This window comes from Streptomyces sp. NPDC002671, assembly GCF_053592475.1.
The window spans coordinates 1-19,197 of sequence record NZ_JBSFVU010000044.1; the positions used below are offsets into that span (position 1 = coordinate 1).

Below are 19,197 nucleotides of genomic sequence, written 5' to 3' on the forward strand. Positions count from 1 at the left end.
CCTCACGGAACTCCGCGTCGTACTTCTGTTGCTTGGACCCCATGAACCTCAACTTCCCCTGGTATCACGGACTCCACGCTACGAGGGGACCTTCATCTCTTGATGGCAGTAACACGCCTGATCGATGGCGAGACCGAGTGCCGAGCACAGTTCGAGGCCGAGCCCACCGCCTTCCGATGGATCTTCTACCGTGAAGGCGCCGACGTGTGGATCCGCCTACTGGAGCTGACCCGCGGCACTGACCACGACAACACTGGGACCGAGATCTGGTCCACCCAGCAGAACATCGACGTCGTTGCCCGAGCAGTGATCCGTTGCTTCGACGAGGTCGTGAGGAAGTACGGGGAGAGCACATACCGCGGCAAGTGGGGTGAGCACTTCCCCCGCACCGAGCTCGAAGCTCTCAGGACCGCGTGGCGCGAACATTCAGGCGACGGGGCAACCTCTTGGACACCATCGAACCCGTGAGGTTTCGGCAGCACCTGGCACGGGTTCGCCGGAACATGTGCGCTTGGGACGGGTGGAGATTGCTGCTGACAGCGACCGAGCGACGTTCGTAGGCGGCGTCGACCAGGTAGCCGTGGCATCGGTGCGGAGTTCCAGCAACGGTTGTCGTTCGGTGCGGACAACACCGGGAGTTCGCGGGGAACGGGGTTGACGACACGGATCCCCAGCTCTGCACCGCGATCGTCGACCGACTCACCTTCAACGGCACGATCATCGAAACCGGCACCGACTCCTACCGACTCGCCCACACCCGGAGCAAGGCCGAGCAGTCAGCCGCTACCTGACCGCCGCCCCGGCGGTGTCGCTGAAACTCATCGACATACTCAGGTGTGCTTACGGGGCAGCGGACACCGACGCCAAAACGGCTTACCTGTGGATGGATTCCGTGTGTCTGGGTGGGCGGGTACGCCCTTGCTGGGTGAAGCTGAAGACGTGAGCATCAGTAGCGAGCGCCCGGTAAGTGCTGAGCAGATCTACGCAGCGCTAGCCGCTCTGGCGGCTGAGCCGGCGGCAGATCCGGAGAAGCGGCCCGAGGGGCCGCAGGAAGAAGACCGCCTGCACCTGCTGGGCAGTCTGCTGGCGAAAACGGAGCTCGAGATCACCGCCGCAACCCGTCTGGCCGAGGAACAAGAGATCGAGGACGTCCTTGAGACCTTGCTCGGCTGGTGGGAACAGCTGGAAGCGGATCCCGGCCTCGCGGTCAACGTCCTGACGAACAGGTTGCAGCGCACCGCGGTGCAGGTCTCCGAACCCGAGGCGGAAGAACTGCCACCCGGCCGAGAGGCCGCCTTCGCCGCCGTCATGACGGCGGTGTACGCGCTCAGCGCTCAACTGCACGCGGAGCGCGGTGATACTGAGGGCACCCGACACGCCCTGAGCGGGGCGGAAGAAGCCCTCATCGACATCCTGCAAGGCGTGCATGACCTACGTGTCGCCATCGGCGACGCGCCCGGGCCGGAGGACGAAGCCGACAGCTGACCCACGCGGCGGTGGCAGCGAGCGCGTCTGAAGTCTTGCATGGTGGAAGAGCTGGCGTGGCCCCTGCTGCTACCGGCAGCAGGGGCCTACAGGTCCACCCGCTGAAACAGCGTTCCGCACCGTTGCGCGCGGGTTCGGTTCCCGCCGTCTCCACGAGTGGGGTACTGATCCACACCCCATGTGGGCGAAGGCCCCGCCACTTCCCAGAGGCGGGGCCTTCGTCATGCGCGGGCCCGACAACCAGGGCCTGGCCTGGGCATTCATCATTCGTTGATCGCCCTGACACACATTTGTCGAGCCAGCTGCGCACAACCTCCGCACGAGGAAGTGCGTGACATCTCCACCCGGAAAGGGGGTGCAGTGATGAAGCTTCTCTTCGCCATTCGCAACAAGGTGTCCGCGCAGAAGAGCCTGAAGGCGAGTGCCTGGTACTTCTGGTACTAGGCCGAGTGGTCGTCCCCGCCGCGAGGCGGGGGCGACGCCGCCCGCCGCCGCCTGCTCCCCTCGGCCTCCCGGAGAATTCCATGCGCGCCACGGTGTTCCATCCACGACTCGCCGCCCTGTTCCGGGACCACCTTGGGCAGGACGTCTTCCGGCTCGAACCCGACACCATCGGGATAGCCGGACACGAGGTCGCCGACCGGATCCTCGCCGCCCGCCGGGCCACCGAGACCGAACGGCCCACGTTCAAGCCACTGCACGGGCGTTCGATCCCCCGCAGCGAGGCCTCCTCGGTGATGCGGACCATCGGCGGCGATGTGCGCGAGGCACTGAAGAGGCCCCGCCCCCGGCCCGAGGACGTCGATCTGACCGGCGTCTGGCCGCTCAGGGGACATCTGTTCCTGCGAGACCTGATCCTCGGCCAGGACCCCTACCGACTGCGGATCCTGATGAGCCGCAACCTCGAACTGACCCCCAAGCTCACCTGGACGGTGATCGCGGCGGGCGCCGCGCTCCCGGGGCGGGTCGGCCGGCGGGGAGCCCCGCTGACCGCGATCGCGGGCCTGACGGCCGACGCCACCGGCTATCACGAGCGCCGCTACGCCATGGGCATGTACCGGCGCGCGGCGGCCCCCGTGTGCTTCACGGTCTCCACCCTCGTCGCGAACGCACTGTGGCTCGGCTCGCCGTTCGACCCCGAGACGCCGAACCGGCACATCCTGTACGAGGCCATGCGGCTGCTGCCGCCGTCCTGGAACATCCTGCGCAACGCCTGCCCCGAATACCCCGAGATCGACGAGCGCATCGGGGCGGGCGACGACGTCCTCCTGCTGCCTCTCCTCTCGCACCGGGACCCGAAGCTGTGGGAGGACCCGGACGAGTTCCGCCCGGAGCGCTGGGAGACCCTCGACCCCGACACCGCTCCCGGCTACCTCCCCTTCGGCCACTCCTCCGAGCGCTGCTGGGGCCGGCACATGGTGATGCCGCTCGCCGAACTGCTCCTGGACCTCATCCGCGGATCGGGCCTGGGGATCGCCCCCGGGCAGACCTCCGCCAAGGTGCCCCTCGTCGGACTGCTCGGCGTGGAGGACGTACAGGTGACGAGGGTGCGCCGTGCCGCTGCCTGAGCCGTCCGACGGGACCGAGACGGTGGACGGGTCTTTCGCCTGCCACCCGCACGAGATCTATCGGCGCTGGCGTGAGACGGGCGAGGTCCGCAAGGTCCGCTTCTCCGGTGCCGCGCCTCTGGCCGGCTGGGTCGTCACCGGGCACGCGGCCTGCCGGGCTGCCCTCGCCGACCCGCGGCTGAGCAAGGACGGCGCGACCGAGGCGTTCGCCCGGTACGCGGGACTGCCCACCGGCGGTCCGGGCGGAGCGCTCACCACCCATATGCTCAACTCCGACCCGCCGCGCCACACCCGGCTGCGCCGGCTGGTGCAACAGGCTTTCACGCAGCGACGGGTGGCGGAGCTGCGCCCCAGGATCGAGGCCCGGGTCACCGCGCTGCTCGACGCCCTGGACGGGAGGGACGAGGTCGATCTGATCGGCCGGTTCGCGCTCCCGCTGCCACTGGCGGTGATCTTCGACCTGCTCGGCGCGGACCCGGGCGACCCCGGGATCCTCCAGGTCCGGGGCCACACGGTGACCGGGGACGAGGGCGACGGCGAGGTGTCCGTTCCGACGGCCGAGGCGATGCTGGACCGGCTGCGCGCCCTGATCGAGCAGAAGCGGGCCCACCCGGGCGACGACCTCCTGTCCGCTCTCGTCGCCGCCCGCGACGACGGTGACCGTCTCACCGAGGAGGAGGTCACCTCGATGGCGTTCCTGCTGGTGATCGCGGGCCACCAGACCACCGTCAACCTGATCGCCAACGGCCTCTACGCCCTGCTCTCCCACCCCGGGCAGTTGGCCGCAGTACGCGCCGACGCCTCGCTGATCCCCGGCCTGACCGAGGAAGTCCTGCGCCACGAGAGCCCGTTCGGCATCGCGAGCCTGCGCTACACCACGCAGCCGGTGACGATCGAGGGCACCACGATCCCGGCCGGGGAGTTCGTGCAGATCGCGCTGCTGGCCGCCAACCGCGATCCGGAGGTCTTCACGGACCCCGACCGCTTCGACCTCACGCGTGACACCTCCGGGCACCTGGCGTTCGGCCACGGCATCCACCACTGCCTGGGCGCCCCGCTGGCCCGCCTCCAGGCCGAAATCGCCTTCGGTCACGTACTGCGGCGCTTTCCCGCTCTGCGCCTGGCCGACCCGGACCTCGCCCCCGCATGGCAGGACAACCCCCGGCACCGGGGACTGCTCACCCTGCCGGTCCGGCTGCGCTGACGCCGGACGCCGGACGCCTTCCGACGGTCCCCGGCAAGGTGAGCACGGTCGCACCGGCCGCGGCATTCCCTCACTGTCCGCTTTCACCGCGCGATCCGCTGCTCTGGGCGCGACGCGACCCCCGGTGTTATTCAATGAGGTGTGCGGTCAGGGATCTCGGGGCCCCGTCGCACGGGTCCGAGTACGGCCCCGGCGCTGTGCCGGGGATTGCTGAGAGAGCCGCATGGACTCCACACCCTCCCCCTCGTCCTCTTCGCCGTTCGACCTGGTCAGCAGCGCCCTGGGGCGCTACATCCCGCGCGGCGGAGCGGCCTCGGGTCCTGCCGACGCGCAGGGCGACCGCACCACCCGCCAACGCGTGCCCGACAACCCGGCAGCCGGCCGTCAGGAGCAGATTCTCGGCGCGGTCAACCTGGACAGGGATCTGAGAATCACCCGCTGCAATCTGGACGCCCCCGTATTTGCGGGTCTGGACGCCGTGGCCGGGAGTCCCTTCGTCGATCTCCTGCCCCCGGGGGACGCACCGACGGTCACACGGCGGTTGCGGCAGGTCCTGGAGACCGGTGAGGCGCATGTCGCCCGGATCCAGCGCCTGCGGCGCGGCGACGGATCGGAGCTGGTGGTCTCGTTGAGCATCCTGCCCGCCGCGGTGCCTCAGGAGGGTCTGACCGTCTCCGTGATCGCCATGGCCAGGAGGCTGCACCTGTACGCCGCCGAGACCGCGATCGGCACCTCGCTGGACATCGGCGAGACCGCGCAGTCGCTGGCGGAGTCCCTGCTGGCTTGGGGAGACGTGGCCGCCATCGACCTCGACTTCGCCGTGTGGACGGGCGAGAGAGCCACCGGGCAGGCGCAGGGGCGCATCCGGCTACGGCGGGCGGCCCTGGTGCCGGACCGGGCGTGGCCCGAGGGCTACGTGACTCCGGGCGACGATCTTCCCAGCGACGCGAGTCGCCTGCTGGCGCAGGCGGTACAGCGGGACGACGCCCCGCAGGCCATCGTCATACCCGACCGGGAGGCGGTCGAGCAGGTACTGGGCAGTCCGCAAGTGATGCGTGCCCTGGTGCCCGGCGACCGGTCGGCGGGTGTGGCATGCATACCGCTGGTCTTGGACGGCGCGCCGCCCGTCGTGCTGGGCCTGGCCGAGGTCTGGCGGCGGGCGGACTGCCCCTTCCGCGACAGCGAGCTGCTCGACCTGCAGGAACTGGTGGCCAGGACCGCCCATCACGTCGACCTGGCCCGTCAGCACCAGCGCGAGCACACGCAGGTGCTGGCGTTGCAGCGCCGGCTGCTGCCCCGGATCGGCGGCGACACCATCGAGATCGCCAGCGTCTACCAGCCCGCCACCCCCGACAGCGCGGGCGTCGGCGGTGACTGGGTGAACAGCTTTCCGCTGCCGGACGGCCGTACCGCGCTGGTGGTCGGTGACGTCGTCGGGCACGGCCTGGGAGCCGCGGCAGTCATGGGCCAGCTGAGCATGGAGGCCCGCGCGCTGCTGTCCGCGGGGCTGGCACCCGACGAGGTGCTGGAGCACCTGGACGAGACCGTGACGCTGCTGGACGACGCGGAGTCCGGGCTGGCGGCCGGCTACAGCGCCCTCGGGTCGACCTGCTGCATCGCCCTCTACGACCCGGTCAGCCACCATGTGGCGCTGTCCAGCGCCGGCCACCTCCCCCCGGTCCTGGTGTCCCCGGACGGGTATGCGGGCCCGCTCGCGGTCCGCCCTCATCCCGGCCTGGGCGCCGAGTTCGCGCTGCGGGAGCCGTTCGACGTGTACACGTTCGGCGCACCACCGGGCTCCCTGCTCGCCCTCTACACCGACGGCCTGGTGGAGGATCCGGTCGTGTCGATCGACGAGGGCATCGACAGGCTTGCGGACGTCGTGTCCGATGTGCACCCCTGGGACGCCCTGCAGCAGGCCGCACGGCGCGTCGTCTCCGCGCTGGCGCCCGTGCGCCAGCGCGACGACGTGACCCTGCTGCTCGCGCGCATGATCGGCTACCGCAAGGGGGACACCGCGACCTGGCGGCTGCCCGCCCGCGACGACGCGCCCGCCCGTGCCCGCGCGCAGGTCTCCGCCCTGCTGCGGCAATGGCGCACCAGGGACGACACCCTGGACAATGTGCCGCTGCTGGTCAGCGAGCTGGTCACGAACGCGGTGCGCTTCGCCACCGGTCCTGTCACGGTACGGCTGATCAGGGCCGGTACGGCCTGCTGTGCGAGGTGGGCGACACCGGCAACGGCAGGCCACGTCTGAGCCGGGGCGGCCTCCTCGACGACGGCGGTCGTGGCCTGCACGTCGTGCACAGGCTCACCACCCGGTGGGGGGTGCGGTGGACGGACACCGGCAAGGTGGTCTGGGCGGTAGTCGCGAGGTGACGCGGCTGGGGGGCGGGGGCGCGGCGAGGGTGCGGGCGGCGTGCGCGTCAGCCGGCGCCACCGACGGGGCGGCGCGGGCTCGCGCTACAGCCACTCCCCTTCCAGGGCGGTGGCGGTGAGGCCCGGTGCCGCCGCGTACAGGACGGCGCGGTTGCCCGACTTCTGACCGGCGTCGTGCGCCCGCCGCATGATGTCGAACACGGCGGCGCCTCCGCGGTTGCCGCTGGTGTAGCTGTCCCGGCTGTAGTCCAGCAGCCCCGACGGCCACGCGTCGGGCATCGTCTGCTCCATGTACTCCAGCACCCGGGTCCCGCCGGGGTGCGCGAGCAGCGCGTCGGGGTGCCAGGAGTCGGGGTGGTCCTGGTAACGGACGCGCAGCCACTCCCACATCGCGGTGACCGTCTCCTGTACGGCGCGCGGCCCGCGCCGGTCCATCACGAAGTGGGTGCCGTCCGACCGCGTGTCCAGGCGGTGCAGGTCTTGGGTGCCGGGCAGGGTGTGGTGCCAGGCGGCGTCCAGCCGCAGCACCGACTCGCGCCTCGGGCGGCCCGTGACCACCGCGGCGACCGCGGTGTCCGCGAACAGCAACCGGACGATCAGGGACTCGAGGGTGTCGTCCGCGGGCTGGTAGGTCGTGCTCAGCGCCTCCGCGATCACGACCAGGACCACCCGGTCGGGGTCCGCGGCCACGAGATCCGCCGCCAGCGCCAGGGAGCGGGTCCCCGCGATACAGGCCCACTGCGTGGCAGGCAGCAGCATCACGTCGTTGCGGAGCGGAAGCTTGTTGGCCAGGGCAATGTCCAGGCCCGGAAGCGCCGGGGTGGTGGAGTGACTGGTGATCAGGCAGTCGATGTCTGCGGCGTCGAGCCCGGCGATCTGCAGGGCCCCGCGCGCCGCACGCTCCCCGTAGGACTGCACGGCCTCCCAGGCCGGCGCGGTACGCTCCTGGACGGTCTGCGGCGCAGGTATCGCGTCGAGGGCGGCGATCACGCGGTCCACGTCCTGCTGGGTGAACCCGTCGCGTGCCAGCGCCTCTTGGGCCGGCCCGATGCCGACGGCCCGCAGGCCGCTGCCGTTGCCCGCCGCGACGGCGGTCTCCAGCGGCAGCATCCACCCGCGGGTCTCGATGCCCGTACTGGCCGCGATGCCGTCGATCCGCGGCGCCCACGCCGCGTGCGGGTGCCGGTCGCGCACCTCCGCCACGATCTGGCTGGTCTCCACGGCGTGCTCGCCGTGTATCACGGCAGGCGGACAGAGGTAAGCGGCCATAATGGGCACCTTTCGCGGGGGAAAAGGGAGGAACATCCCGAGTGCTGCGGCATGGGCCACTTTGGAACTTCGCGCCCAAGAGAATGCCGATGGGCTCCACTTCGGGAGTCGGTAGCCGTTTCGAGCATGGACGCCAAATGGACATTTACACTGTGATCCAGACAACTTGGGCAGCCCTTTGAGTGCGTGAGACGGCACACACCGCTGAAACAGGGGGCCCTCAGAGCGGTTGCGCAGGCCCTGCCTGACGTTCCGCCAACCACATCCACTCTCCGCGACCGGGAAGCAGGTTCTTGCCGCGGATCGCCTTGAGGGCGCGCTGCCTAGCCCATGCACCCACAGTCCAGCCGGGCGCGGCAGCGTGGCCACATGGACCCGAACCGGATCCCGTCCATCGAGTCCGTGGCCGCGCTCCTTCCGGCACGTCACGCCGGGGCGCACCGGTCCGGGCCCGCTGTTCCCCATCCGAGACGCGGGCCTTCCAAAAGGCAGACGTCCGGGCAGCTGATCTGTCCGGACGTCGCTATGACTGGGCCCGCTGCATCCGCAGCCTGGCCATGACTGGTGATCCTCGCGCTCAGGCCTGGGCCGCTGGCCGCTTCGGCAGAAGGAAGACGACAATGCCCGCTATGACGGCGATGACGAACACCCCGAAGGACGCGACGGCAAAGGCGTGACCGGCGGCGGCAACCCTGCCGACTGCCGCGGGATGGAACGAGCCGAAGAAGACCGCTCCGATAACGGCAACGCCTAGCGCTCCGCCACACTGCTGGGCCGTGGACAAGACCCCTGACGCGACACCGGCCGACTCCGGTCTGACGCGGCTCAGCACTGTATTGAGCGCCGGCGTGATGACCAGTCCGCCACCGACGCTCTGCAGAATGAGGGCGGGGATCACGAGCAGCGGAGTGATCCGCGGGCCGGACACCAGCAGGAGGCCGGCCGCCAGGTAACCGCTCGCCATTATGATCGCCCCAACCTCAAGGACACGTCGTCCATATTTCGGGATGATCCGGCTCGCCACCATGCTGAACACGAAGAATGCGGTGGCTGCCGGCGCGTAGACCAGGCCCGCGCCGAGCGCCGACATGTCGAGGCCTTGCTGCATCGTCACCGACAAGGCCAGGTAGTACGAGTAGATCAGCGCGTACAGGGCCAGGACGAGAATGATCCCGAGCGAGAACGAGCGCTGCTTGAACAGCGTCAGCGGTACCAGCGGATCCCCGCCCCGCCGTTCCAGGCCCCGCTCGACCGCGACGAACAAGCCGAACGCGACCGCGCTGCCCGCGAAGCAAGCCCAGACCCACCATGGCCAGCCTGCCTCCTGCCCCTGGATCAGCGGGAGCACCAGGAGGAAGAGGGCCGCGCTGAGCACCAGGACGCCGGGCATGTCCAGCTTGCGGGTGGCAGCCGACCCTGTCTTCGGCACGTATCGAACGGCGAGCAGGAACAGGGCAATCCCGATCGGCGCGTTCACCCAGAACACCAGGCGCCAGCCGGAGTCGAACAGGTTGGCGCCGATCAGCAGTCCGCCGATGAGCTGTCCGCCGATGGTGGCCATACCCATGACGATGCCGACCACGCCGTACACGCTGTGCCGCCTCGCCGTCGGCACCAGCACGGTGACGTACGCGAACACCTGGGGAACCATCAGGGCCGCTCCTAGGCCCTGGATGACACGCGCGGCGATAAGGCTGCCTGCGTTCGGTGATAGCGCGCAAGCGACTGATGACAGAGTGAACAGAGCCACCCCGAGAAGGAATATCCGCTTGCGGCCGTACAGGTCAGCCAGGCGAGTAGCGGTAATGATGAAGACCGCGTAACTCAGCTGATAACCCGCCAGAACCCACTGGACATCGCTGGCGGAGGCATGCAGGTCCGCCACGATCGAGGGGTCGGCGACCACGACGATGAACGAGTCAAGGACCGCCATGAACAGGCCGGACAAGACAACAGATATCGTCATCCACGGAATAGCGTCAGCTTTCGCGGCCACTGCCGGCGGGCTAGCTGATTGCTGACTACTTGCCACGATAAGAAGCCTCTTTATTCGTCAGGGTCCGGCAATGCAACACAATGACGTTCCATCAGTCGACGGTGAGCACCAACTTCCCCGTGGTCCTCCCGGTTTCACCGAGCTCGTGGGCCTTGGCGGCGTCCGCCAGCGGGAAGACGGCGTCGACGTGGACCTTCAGCCTGCCGGTCTCGACCAACTCCGTGATGGCCAACAGCGCTCGCCGGTCGGGCTCGACCAGCATGAAGCCCGAGCGGATGGAGCGCGCGGCCGCAGCCGAGGCGAGCGCCTCGGTCTCACGGGCCGGGAGAGTGATCAACGTGCCGCCGTTCCGCAGGACCGACAACGAGCGCTCCTGGTAGTAGTCCCCGGCGATCGAGTCGATCACCACGTCCACATCGGAGACCACCGAGGCGAAGTCGACCGTCGCGTAGTCGATCACCTCGTCCGCACCCAGCCCCCGCACGAACTCGTGCTTGCCCGCGCTGGCCGTGCCGATGACGTACGCGCCGTACGCCTTCGCGATCTGCACCGCCAGGTGCCCCACGCCACCTGCCGCGGCGTGCACCAGGACCCGCTGCCCCTCCTGCAGGTCGGCCATGTCCACCAGGGCCTGCCAGGCCGTCAGCGCGGCCAGCGGCAGGGCCGCCGCCTGTACGTGGTCGAGTCCGGCCGGTTTGGGGGCGAAGTGGCGTGCCGGGGCGGCCACGTACTGCGCATAGCCGCCGACCATCCGCGGAAAGGCCGGCATGCCATACACCTCGTCACCTGGCCGGAAGAGTGTCACGCCGACGCTGACGGCCTCCACCACACCCGAGACGTCCCACCCCACGATGCCGTCACCAGGGACGTACAGGGCGCCGACCGCCCGGGTCTTCCAGTCCACCGGGTTGACGCCGGCCGCGTGCACCCGGACCAGGATCTCCGTCCGACCGGGTACCGGCCGCTCCCGTTCGACGACCTTCAGGACCTCCGGCCCGCCCGGCTCCTCGAAGGCCACGGCCAGCATCTTCTCCGCCATCCGGAATCACTCCCCATCTCGTTCGCGGTTGATCAACAGCCTGACGCCGCCGAACAACCGAAACGAGTGGCCAGATTGCCAATGAGTGAGAGGATCTGGCCATGCAGCAGACCATGCACCGTGTCGTCGTCCTCGCCCTCCCCGGCGTCATCCCCTTCGAACTCGGCATCCCCGCCAAGGCCTTCGGCCTCGCCTACGGCCCGGACGGGAACCGGCTCTACGAGGTGCTCACCTGCACCCCGGACGGCCTGCCGGTGCAAACCAGCGAGGACTTCTCGATCGCCGTCGAGCACGACGCACGCGTGATCGCCACCGCCGACACCGTGATCGTGGCGCCCATCAAGGACCCGATCGGCGGCAGCGACCCGCTCCCGAAACCGGTCGCTACCGCTCTGGCCCAGATCCGGCCCGGGACCCGCCTGGTGTCGATCTGCACGGCCTCCTTCGTCCTCGCCGCCGCCGGACTGCTCGACGGCCGGCCCGCCACCACGCACTGGATACACACCGAGCGCTTCCGCAAGCTGTACCCGCGGACCCCGCTCGACCCCGACGTGCTCTACGTGGACGACGACGACGTACTCACCTCGGCCGGCGCCGCCGCCGGGATGGACCTCTGCCTGCACCTGATCCGCCGCGACCACGGCAGCGAGATCGCCAACCAGGTCGCCCGCCTTTGCGTCGTTCCGCCGTGGCGCGACGGCGGGCAGGCCCAGTACATCGCCCGACCCGTCCCCGATGACAGCGCAAGCGACACCGCCGGGGCCCGCGAGTGGGCCCTCCAACAGCTCCACCGGCCCATCCAACTCGCCCAGTTGGCCACCCAGGCGGGCATGAGTGTGCGCACCTTCAGCCGTCGTTTCCTCGCCGAGACCGGCCAGACCCCCGGCCAGTGGCTCACCGCCCAGCGGCTCGAACTCGCCCGCAGGCTGCTGGAGTCCAGCGACCTGCCGGTGGACCAGGTCGCCGAGCGCGCCGGATTCGGCAGCGCCTCCTCGCTGCGCCAGCACCTGGCCGCCGCGATCGGCGTCTCACCCGCCGCGTACCGCCGCACCTTCCAGGGCCGGAACCGCGACCTGACGCCCCACAGGTCGCGGCAGCCTCGCGGGGCCATCACAGACAACGAGGTCACAGCCCGTAGAGCTGTGACCTCGTCACCACAACCGCAGTACTAGTAACCCAAGCCTCCTCGGATCTTGTCCCAGGTGAGCGACCAGGACAGCTGGGACTGGGTCACCGGCGGCTCGACGTGGTCGCGGAGGTTGTTGCCCATCTTCCACCACGTGTAGTCAGCGCTACCGGCCTTGACCGCAGCCCATATAAGCGGGTTGGAACCCTCGGATTCGCCTCGCTGAGTCATAATCAGCCTGCCGTTCTTCTCCGAGGTCGTGAACGTGATGACCGAGCCCGGATCGTCGAAGTAGCTCTGGGAGATGACGACGAAGCTCGTGCTGGTGGACGTGGTGTGCACCCGCACGACCCCGTTGCCGCCGACCAACATGCCCAGAGGGAGGGACTCGCCGGGCTTGAGACGGCACTCGGCCCCTTCGGTCAGGGAAGTGCAGCCCTCGATCGGGAAGGGGAAGAACTTCAGCGGATCCCGTTGGAAGTCGCTCATCAGTTTTTCGGGGCTCATCCATCGAGACGATCCCACGTCTTCGGTGTGGGTGTACGCATGCGAGATCGGCGTCCACTTGTTGCTCGGCGGAATCACGTCGCCGTACGGCCCCGGCTTCGACCCCGCCGGGGCCGGAGTCGGCCTGGGCTTCCAGGGCCCCGGGCCCCGGTCGTCGGACGTCGAACCCGACGACTTCTTCACGCAGTACGGGCACGGGTCCACCGGCGGCTTCGGCTTGCACCACATGCACGGGTTGTACGGCCCGTACACCTTGCCCGACGTCCAGTAGCCGTTGAGGTCGGTGTGGCTGCCGTCCTCGTGGTAGCAGCCGCTGTTCGTGCAGCCGGGCCCGTGGTCGATCCACGCCGAGCCCGGGTTGTCGACCGAGCAGCCGTCGCAGAACAGGCCGCTGGGGTCGCTGCCGTTGACGGGGTTGTTGTCGCTGTAGGCGTAACCGTTCCACGACTGCGGGTCGTCCGAGTCGAGCAGCGGGTCCGAGCTGATGAACCTACCCGTGCTCGGCTGGTACTGGCGGGCGCCGAGCAGGGTCAAACCGGTGCCCGGGTCGAGCCGGCCGCCGACGAAGCCCCGGTCCCCGGCCCACGCCGTCGGCTGGGGGCCGCGCGGGTTGCCGAAGGGGTCCTGGGCGCGTCGGCTGACCGTGCCCGAGGAGAGGTCGACGCTCAGCGTGTTCGTGCCGTGGTGATCGGCGCTCTGGACGGTGAACGCCCCCTTGGCGGTGCCGGCTCCGATGCGCACGATGGTCATGCCGCCCGGGACCGGGTAGTAGCGGGTGCCGGTCTGGGCGCCCGTGGCGGTGTCGATGCTCAGCTGGTCGTCGCCGAGGTTCAGCACGGTCGTGCCCGGGCTGTGGCGAACGAGCAGCTTTCCTTCCGTGTCGTAGAGGTAGGTGGTGGTCGAGTTCGGGATGGTCCACTGCTGGGCGGACGGCGGCGCGAGGACGCAGTCGTCCAGGACCGGCTTCGTGCCGTCCGCCGTGGCGCCCTGGGGCACGGTGAGGCAGCGGGTGGAGTCCGGGTTGTAGAGCGTGCCGTCGCTCCGGGGCTTCCAGGTCTGACCGGGACGGCCGTCACAGCCGCGCAACTCCACGGCGCTGCCCGCGAGGGTGCCCGTGGCGGTCACGCACTTGTCGGCGGTGATCAGCCGGTCGCCGGTGACGAGGTACTTCTGCCCCGGAGCCGAGCCACAGCCGGCGATCCGCAGGGCGGTGCCGTCCGCCGTCCCGGTGCCGTCCAGGTCCAGGCACTTGCCGGCGATGCCCTTGATCTGGGCGGCCGTGGTCACCGATGCCGGCTTGCCCTCGCTGTTCCAGGTCACCTCGGCCGTGCCCGAGGCGGGGTCCTGGTACCGGGTGGTGTTGCCCATCGCGTCGTACTGGTACCGGCCGGTGCCGGTCACGGTGGAGCCGGTCTTCGTCTCTGCGGTCAGCAGCGCGTGCGGCCCGCCCGTGCCGCCGCCCGTGTCCGGCGCGGTGGTGGGGGCGTTGCGCTCCCCGGCCGTGCCGTACGCCTGGGTGACGGTGACGTCGGCGGCGCGGTCGCCGGCCGGGTCGTGACGGACCAGCGAGGTGCGGTTGCCGGTGAGGTCGTACCCGAACTCGTCCCAGTAGGCGGCGGGTCCGCCCACCGTGGCGGCGCTGGGCCGGCTGTTGGCACACTCGCCCTGGTCGAGGGTCCGGTACTCGGATGCGGGTGGCACGGAGATGCCGCCGGTGTCCGTCCAGGCCTCGGCGAGCCGGTTCAGCTCGTCGTAGCGGAAGCACTGGCGGTCGCGCAGGGAGGGCGTGTTGTCCGGGAGGTTGGTGATCGAGGTGATCTTTCCGGACGGGTCGTAGGTGTAGTCGGTCTGCTGGAGGGATCCCTTCAGCGCGGTCTGCTGGTCGACGAACTGGCTGCGGACCCGCCCGGTGGACTGGTCGTAGTCGGTCGTCGAGACGACCTGCTTGCCCCAGGGGTTCACGGTGGAGCGGACCACCCGCCCGAAGGCGTCGTACTCCGTCTGCACGTCATAGGTGGTGGCGCCCATGTACGAGAACATCTGGCCGTAGTCGTTGAGCGAGTACGCGATGTCGTCGCGGGGCAGACCGCCGAGCGCGGGCAGCGTGCTGCTGACTGGCGTGCCCGTCACCGGGTCGTATCCGCTCGCGGTCGTGTACGTGAAGGTGGTGCCGGCCTGCTGGCCGACCTCAGGACTCGGGACGGTCAGCTTGCTGCCCAGGGGCCGGTAGCCGTCGTCGTAGCCGGTGACGGCCGTCGTGTACGCCTTGCCGTCACGGCCCCCGACGTACCGTGTCGAGCTCGCCGCCTTGCCCTTGCCGTCGGGGACGGTGTCGAAGGTCCAGCCGGCCAGTTGGTGTTCGGGCGTCATGTCGCCCTCGTACAGCCCGGTCTTGCGCCCGAGCAGGTCGTAGCTGTAGCTGAGGGTGGTGCCGCGGGCGTCGGTGGTGGTCGCGAGGCGCGAGGCCGCGTCCCAGGTCTGCCGGGAGACGCCCTTGTCGGGTTCCTTGTGGCCGGTCTCCCGGCCGCGCAGGTCGTACTCGTTGGACCAGGTGTTCCCGGCCGCGTCCGTCCGGGTCAGCGGCTTGCCGTCGGCCGTGTACGTGTACCGGCTGATGACGGCGTCGAGGGCCGAGCCGGTGGCGGTGGCGGTCCGGTACTGCCAGGACTCGGTGCGGTGGCCCCGGGCGTCCACGAGCGTGGTGGTGGGGAAGCTGCCCTCCGGCGGGACCACGTCGACGCGGTCGGCTCCCTTGTACGTCGTCGTGGTGCGGTTCTGCTCCACGCCCAGGGACCGGAAGGCGCTCACCACGGCGCGTCCCCGTCCGTCGTACTCCGTGCGTGTCTGGGCGGGGATGTCACTCTCCGCCGTGGTCACGAGCGTCTCGGACGGGGCCGACGCGTTGTTGAACCAGGGTGCGTCGGTGTGTGCCGTACGGCCCTGTGAGTCGTAGACCGTGTCCGATATGAGCCGGCCGGCTTTGTACGCCGGGTTCTTGGGGGTCTCCTGGATCTGCCGGGTCCGCGCGAAGCCGTCGATGAGCCGCACGGCCGTGGTGTAGACCGGGGTGTCGCCGTCCTGGGTGAGCGTGGCAGTGGTGATGGTGGACGGCACTCCGGCCTGGTTGGACACCCGGTAGGCGAAGGTCAGGTTGGCCGGGGTGGCCGGGTCCTGGGCGCGTCCGGGCAGCCACACGGCCGTGAGGCGGCCGAGGGCGTCATAGGTCTGGGAGGTCGTCTTGAGGTTGGCGTCGGTGGTCCGCAGCGGCAGGCCGCGCCGCGGGTCGGTGACGGTGACGGTGTCCCAGTGCTCGGTGGCGGGCGCACCGGGCACGGGAGCCGACACCGTCACCTTGTCGGGCAGCTCGCCCGTCGCAGCCGCGGAGTAGGCCGTCGTGACGGTGGCGCCGTCGGGGTGCTGGCCGTCCTTGGAGTTGGGATCGGTGACCGACACCGTGCGGCCGTAGGCGTCGTAGCCGGTGGCACGGGTCGTCACGAAGTTCGGCGTGCCGTCGGCCGCGTAGCTGTCGATCACCTCGGTCCGGGTGGGGTCGCCGGGCACGCCGGCCTGCCCGTACGGCTTGCCGTCGTAGTACGTGCGGACCCGCTCGACGGTGTTGCCGGAGCCGGCGGTCGCGGTGCAGGCGTCGGTGCCGGAGACCACGAGGCGTTCGGACTCCAGCTGGGTGCGCTGGGGGTCGCCTCCGGTGGCGTACTCGGTACGGGTGCAGATGTCGGGCAGCCCGTCGGCCTGGTCCAGGGAGGTGACGACCCGGTTGCCCCGGGCCGGGTCGGTGGTCGTCGTGGTGGAGCTGGTCTGCCAGGTGTCGTCGGTCTTCTTCTCCTGACGGGTGGCGGTCGCCGTGGTGGACGTGTAGCGGGCGACCAGGTCGGGCAGGCCGCCGCCGCGCGGGTGGGTGGCGGTGTCCACCTCGCCGCTGGAGGAGTTGACGGTCCGGGCGACGACGGTGCCGCCGGCCTCGTCGTATGTCTCCTGCTGCAGGACCTGTCCGGCGAGCCAGTCCACATCGGAGCTCTTGCGGCCGAGGGCGTCCGTCAGCTGGGGCACGTCACGGGTGGCGCCGCTCTTGCGGATGTCGCCCTGCATGCCCTGCCGGTAGGTGGTGCGCACCTGCGACCGGGGGCCGTCGTTGCCGCTGCCGGTGGTGGTGGTCACCGTGGCGAAGCCCCGGAACTCGCCCCAGGTGCGGGCCTTGGGGTCGGTGAACTCGCTGTCGTCGCGGTGCCAGGCCGCGGGGCCGTAGGCGTAGCGGGTGATCTTCGCGGGTGCGCCGGTGACCGGGTCGTTCTCCGTCAGGGAGGCGACGCGGTAGTGGTTGAACCAGTCCAGGACCGGGTCGGAGCCGGCCACCGAGCCGGGCACGGTCCAGCGCACCGGATAGCAGGACATGGTGTTGTCGTCCTCGGCCGGCGGCATCACATGGTTCAGCCGCGAGCAGCCGGGGAGTTCGTAGTCGACGTTGACGACCGCGCCCGTCTCGTTGCGGATCTGCTGGATGCGCGGACGGTTGATCCGCGGCGGCGCCGGGACCAGATCGGTGCCGTCGACCCGGTTGGGCAGCATGGCCGGGGTGAAGGTGACGGCCGGGGTGCTCGCGGACCCGCCGGCCTTGCCGGTGCGTTGCACCGAGTCGAGCCACAGCGCCTTCTGGCTGGTGCTGTCGACGGGGTTGGGGAAGGAGTGGGACAGCGTGTAGGTGTCGACGTCCTGCCAGACGTTGCCGACGCGGACCTGCGTCGCGATCGAGGCCAGTCGCTTGGTGGTGAAGTAGGTCGGCGCGTAGTTGGTGCACGCCCCGGAGGCGGTGCACTCCTGGTCGACCGGCACATCGGGCCAGTTGGACTTGTTGGCCACCGTGCGGGTGGCCGGGTCGCACCCGGTGGCGGGCGTCTCGCAGCGCTCGGCCGTCGTGAAGGTGATGCGGGCCGCGGGCGCAAGGGCGCCCTTGGCGGCCACCTGCGCGTCCAGCCGCTGCCCGTAGGCGATCTCCGTGAGGGTGGTGCCCCGGGTGTAGGCGGTACGGGTGCCGGTGCCGCCGCTCTGGACCGCGCCGCGCTGGTAGTAGTTGGTCTCGGGCGCCCAGCGGAACGTGGTCAGGTTGCCGTGCGCGTCGACTGCGTAGTCCAGTGAGAGGCGCTGCCACATCTGGCACCAGGAGCCGTTGCCCTTGGCCGGGTCGTAGCAGGGGTCGCCGCTTTTCGGCGTGTAGACGGGCACCGTGGAGACCGAGTTGGCCGCCGGGTCGGAGCCGTCGCCGCCGGGCAGATGGTTGAGGCCGAAGTAGTACGTGGTGCCGCCGCTGTCGGTGAGCTTGGCGTACGCGCCGTCGCGGACGCCGTTCTGGGCGCCGGAGCCGAACTCGACCTTCGTGCCGTCGTCGTTCTTCAGCCGCCACACGCCGGTGGCCGCGTCGGTCGTGGCCGAGGCCGAGCCCGCCCCCTTGTCGCGGACCAGGACACCGCTGTGCGAGCCGAAGGAGAGGACGGCGTTGAAACCGGCCCAGCACTGGTCGCCCGAGCCCGTGATGCCCGCCTTGTCACAGGGCTTGTAGACGCGTTCGATGTAGCCGGGGTTGTAGTCCCAGCCGTCGCCGATCCAGGAGGCCTGCGTGTTGGTCGCGGAGGTCTTGCCGTCCACGGACGAGGAGTCGTAGCCCAGGGTCACCTGCGGGGCCGGGCCGCCCAGGGAGGGCGGGACCTGAACGGGGTAGCTGTAGGTGAAGCCGCCCGACTCGCCGCCGGCCGACCAGCCGGAGGAGGGCGCAAGGGCGGTCGCGGTGTACGAGCCGCCGCCGCCGGAGGGGCCGCCCTCGGCCGCCAGGAGCAGCGACTGCGAGGCTTCGGTACCGCTGATGGACCGGGCCCCGGCGGGGAGCACGGTGGCGAGGGTGACCTCGGCCGTGAGCCGCTTCGTGTGCTTGTCGTACCGCAGTGGTACGGGGGTACGGACCTGGCAGGAGGCCAGCTTCGGGGTGGTGAGAGCGCACGCGGGCAGCCGGACCAGCCGGCCGCGATTGGCGAACTCCCCGCCGGTCGCCGCGTTGAGGGCGGCGGGGTCGAACGACACGCGGAACTTGGCCGCGGTGCCGTGCTCAGCCGGGGCGGCGGACCGGGAGGCGGTGGAGCGGAGGGCGAACAGCGGCCCGTCGACACCGGCGGCCCGGGCGGCCTTCTCACCGGCCCTGGTGATCGTCACCGGTCCGATGCCGGACCGTTCCGCGCCCTTTGAGGGCGCCAGCCACACGGGCAGCGCGCCCGCCTTGAGGCCCGCCGCGGGAGTGGCGGCGGAGAGCCTGACGGTGGCCGCGGTCTCCTTCGCCCGGGGCCGGGGCGGCCTCGGGGTCCGAGAGGGAACCGGATAGTGCGGGCGGGACGCGCCGGGCTTCTTGGCGGCCCGTGCCGCGATCGACGCGGTCTTGGGCAGCTTGGTACCGGGCGGTGACCACACCCGGTCGAAGTCCGGCCCGGACGCGGCCTCCGCCTGCCCCAGGGACGGGGCGAGCAGGGACGCGGTCAGCGCCAGGGTAAGCGACACGGCCAGTCTTCGTGCGGCAGAGCGCACGAAACCGGCCTCAGATCTGACAGACACAAAACCCCCCGTTGG

At 70.3% G+C, this 19,197-nt stretch carries 10 protein-coding genes and 2 pseudogenes; 8 read left to right on the forward strand and 4 right to left on the reverse strand.

Annotation, left to right across the window (positions count from 1 at the left end):
* Nucleotides 1–102: 102 nt before the first annotated feature.
* The 7 genes and pseudogenes from ACWD35_RS38810 to ACWD35_RS38840 all read left to right on the forward strand — a co-directional run bounded on the left by ACWD35_RS38810 (nt 103) and on the right by ACWD35_RS38840 (nt 6,636).
* The gene (locus ACWD35_RS38810) at nt 103–468 is read left to right on the forward strand and encodes a hypothetical protein (protein ID WP_451356078.1); all 366 of its coding nucleotides are present in this window, start codon (nt 103–105) and stop codon (nt 466–468) included.
* A gap of 191 nt (nt 469–659) precedes the next feature.
* Nucleotides 660–791, forward strand: a pseudogene (locus ACWD35_RS38815) (ATP-binding protein); the annotation flags it as partial.
* 148 nt (nt 792–939) lie between these two features.
* Nucleotides 940–1,485 (forward strand): hypothetical protein, encoded by a 546-nt coding sequence (locus tag ACWD35_RS38820; protein ID WP_451356079.1) that lies wholly within the window; start codon nt 940–942, stop codon nt 1,483–1,485.
* Between the two features lie 363 nt (nt 1,486–1,848).
* The gene (locus ACWD35_RS38825; protein WP_218161885.1) at nt 1,849–1,929 is read left to right on the forward strand and encodes a tryptorubin family RiPP precursor; all 81 of its coding nucleotides are present in this window, start codon (nt 1,849–1,851) and stop codon (nt 1,927–1,929) included.
* 80 nt (nt 1,930–2,009) lie between these two features.
* Nucleotides 2,010–3,053, forward strand: a complete 1,044-nt coding sequence (locus ACWD35_RS38830; RefSeq protein WP_451356080.1) for a cytochrome P450 — start codon at nt 2,010–2,012, stop codon at nt 3,051–3,053.
* The gene (locus ACWD35_RS38835) at nt 3,040–4,257 is read left to right on the forward strand and encodes a cytochrome P450 family protein (protein ID WP_451356081.1); all 1,218 of its coding nucleotides are present in this window, start codon (nt 3,040–3,042) and stop codon (nt 4,255–4,257) included. The genes ACWD35_RS38830 and ACWD35_RS38835 overlap by 14 nt, the downstream gene beginning before the upstream one ends.
* Before the next feature lie 223 nt (nt 4,258–4,480).
* Nucleotides 4,481–6,636: pseudogene (locus tag ACWD35_RS38840) on the forward strand (SpoIIE family protein phosphatase).
* Nucleotides 6,637–6,720: 84 nt separating this feature from the next.
* On the opposite strand, the gene ACWD35_RS38845 reads toward ACWD35_RS38840, so the two are convergent.
* The 3 genes from ACWD35_RS38845 to ACWD35_RS38855 all read right to left on the reverse strand — a co-directional run bounded on the left by ACWD35_RS38845 (nt 6,721) and on the right by ACWD35_RS38855 (nt 10,940).
* Entirely contained in the window at nt 6,721–7,905 is a 1,185-nt protein-coding gene (locus tag ACWD35_RS38845; protein WP_451356082.1) for a type III polyketide synthase, read from the reverse strand.
* A gap of 577 nt (nt 7,906–8,482) precedes the next feature.
* Nucleotides 8,483–9,901, reverse strand: coding sequence for an MFS transporter (locus ACWD35_RS38850; protein WP_451356083.1), 1,419 nt, complete (start codon nt 9,899–9,901; stop codon nt 8,483–8,485).
* Between the two features lie 91 nt (nt 9,902–9,992).
* Nucleotides 9,993–10,940, reverse strand: a complete 948-nt coding sequence (locus ACWD35_RS38855; RefSeq protein ID WP_451356084.1) for an NADP-dependent oxidoreductase — start codon at nt 10,938–10,940, stop codon at nt 9,993–9,995.
* Between the two features lie 101 nt (nt 10,941–11,041).
* Here ACWD35_RS38855 and ACWD35_RS38860 point away from each other — a divergent pair, with 101 nt between their 5' ends.
* Nucleotides 11,042–12,112, forward strand: a complete 1,071-nt coding sequence (locus ACWD35_RS38860; RefSeq protein WP_451356085.1) for a GlxA family transcriptional regulator — start codon at nt 11,042–11,044, stop codon at nt 12,110–12,112.
* On the opposite strand, the gene ACWD35_RS38865 is transcribed toward ACWD35_RS38860, so the two are convergent.
* Complete coding sequence (locus tag ACWD35_RS38865) at nt 12,109–19,128, reverse strand: RHS repeat-associated core domain-containing protein (protein ID WP_451356086.1); 7,020 nt, start codon at nt 19,126–19,128, stop codon at nt 12,109–12,111. The two genes, ACWD35_RS38860 and ACWD35_RS38865, sit on opposite strands and share 4 nt — an antisense overlap.
* Nucleotides 19,129–19,197 lie beyond the last annotated feature (69 nt).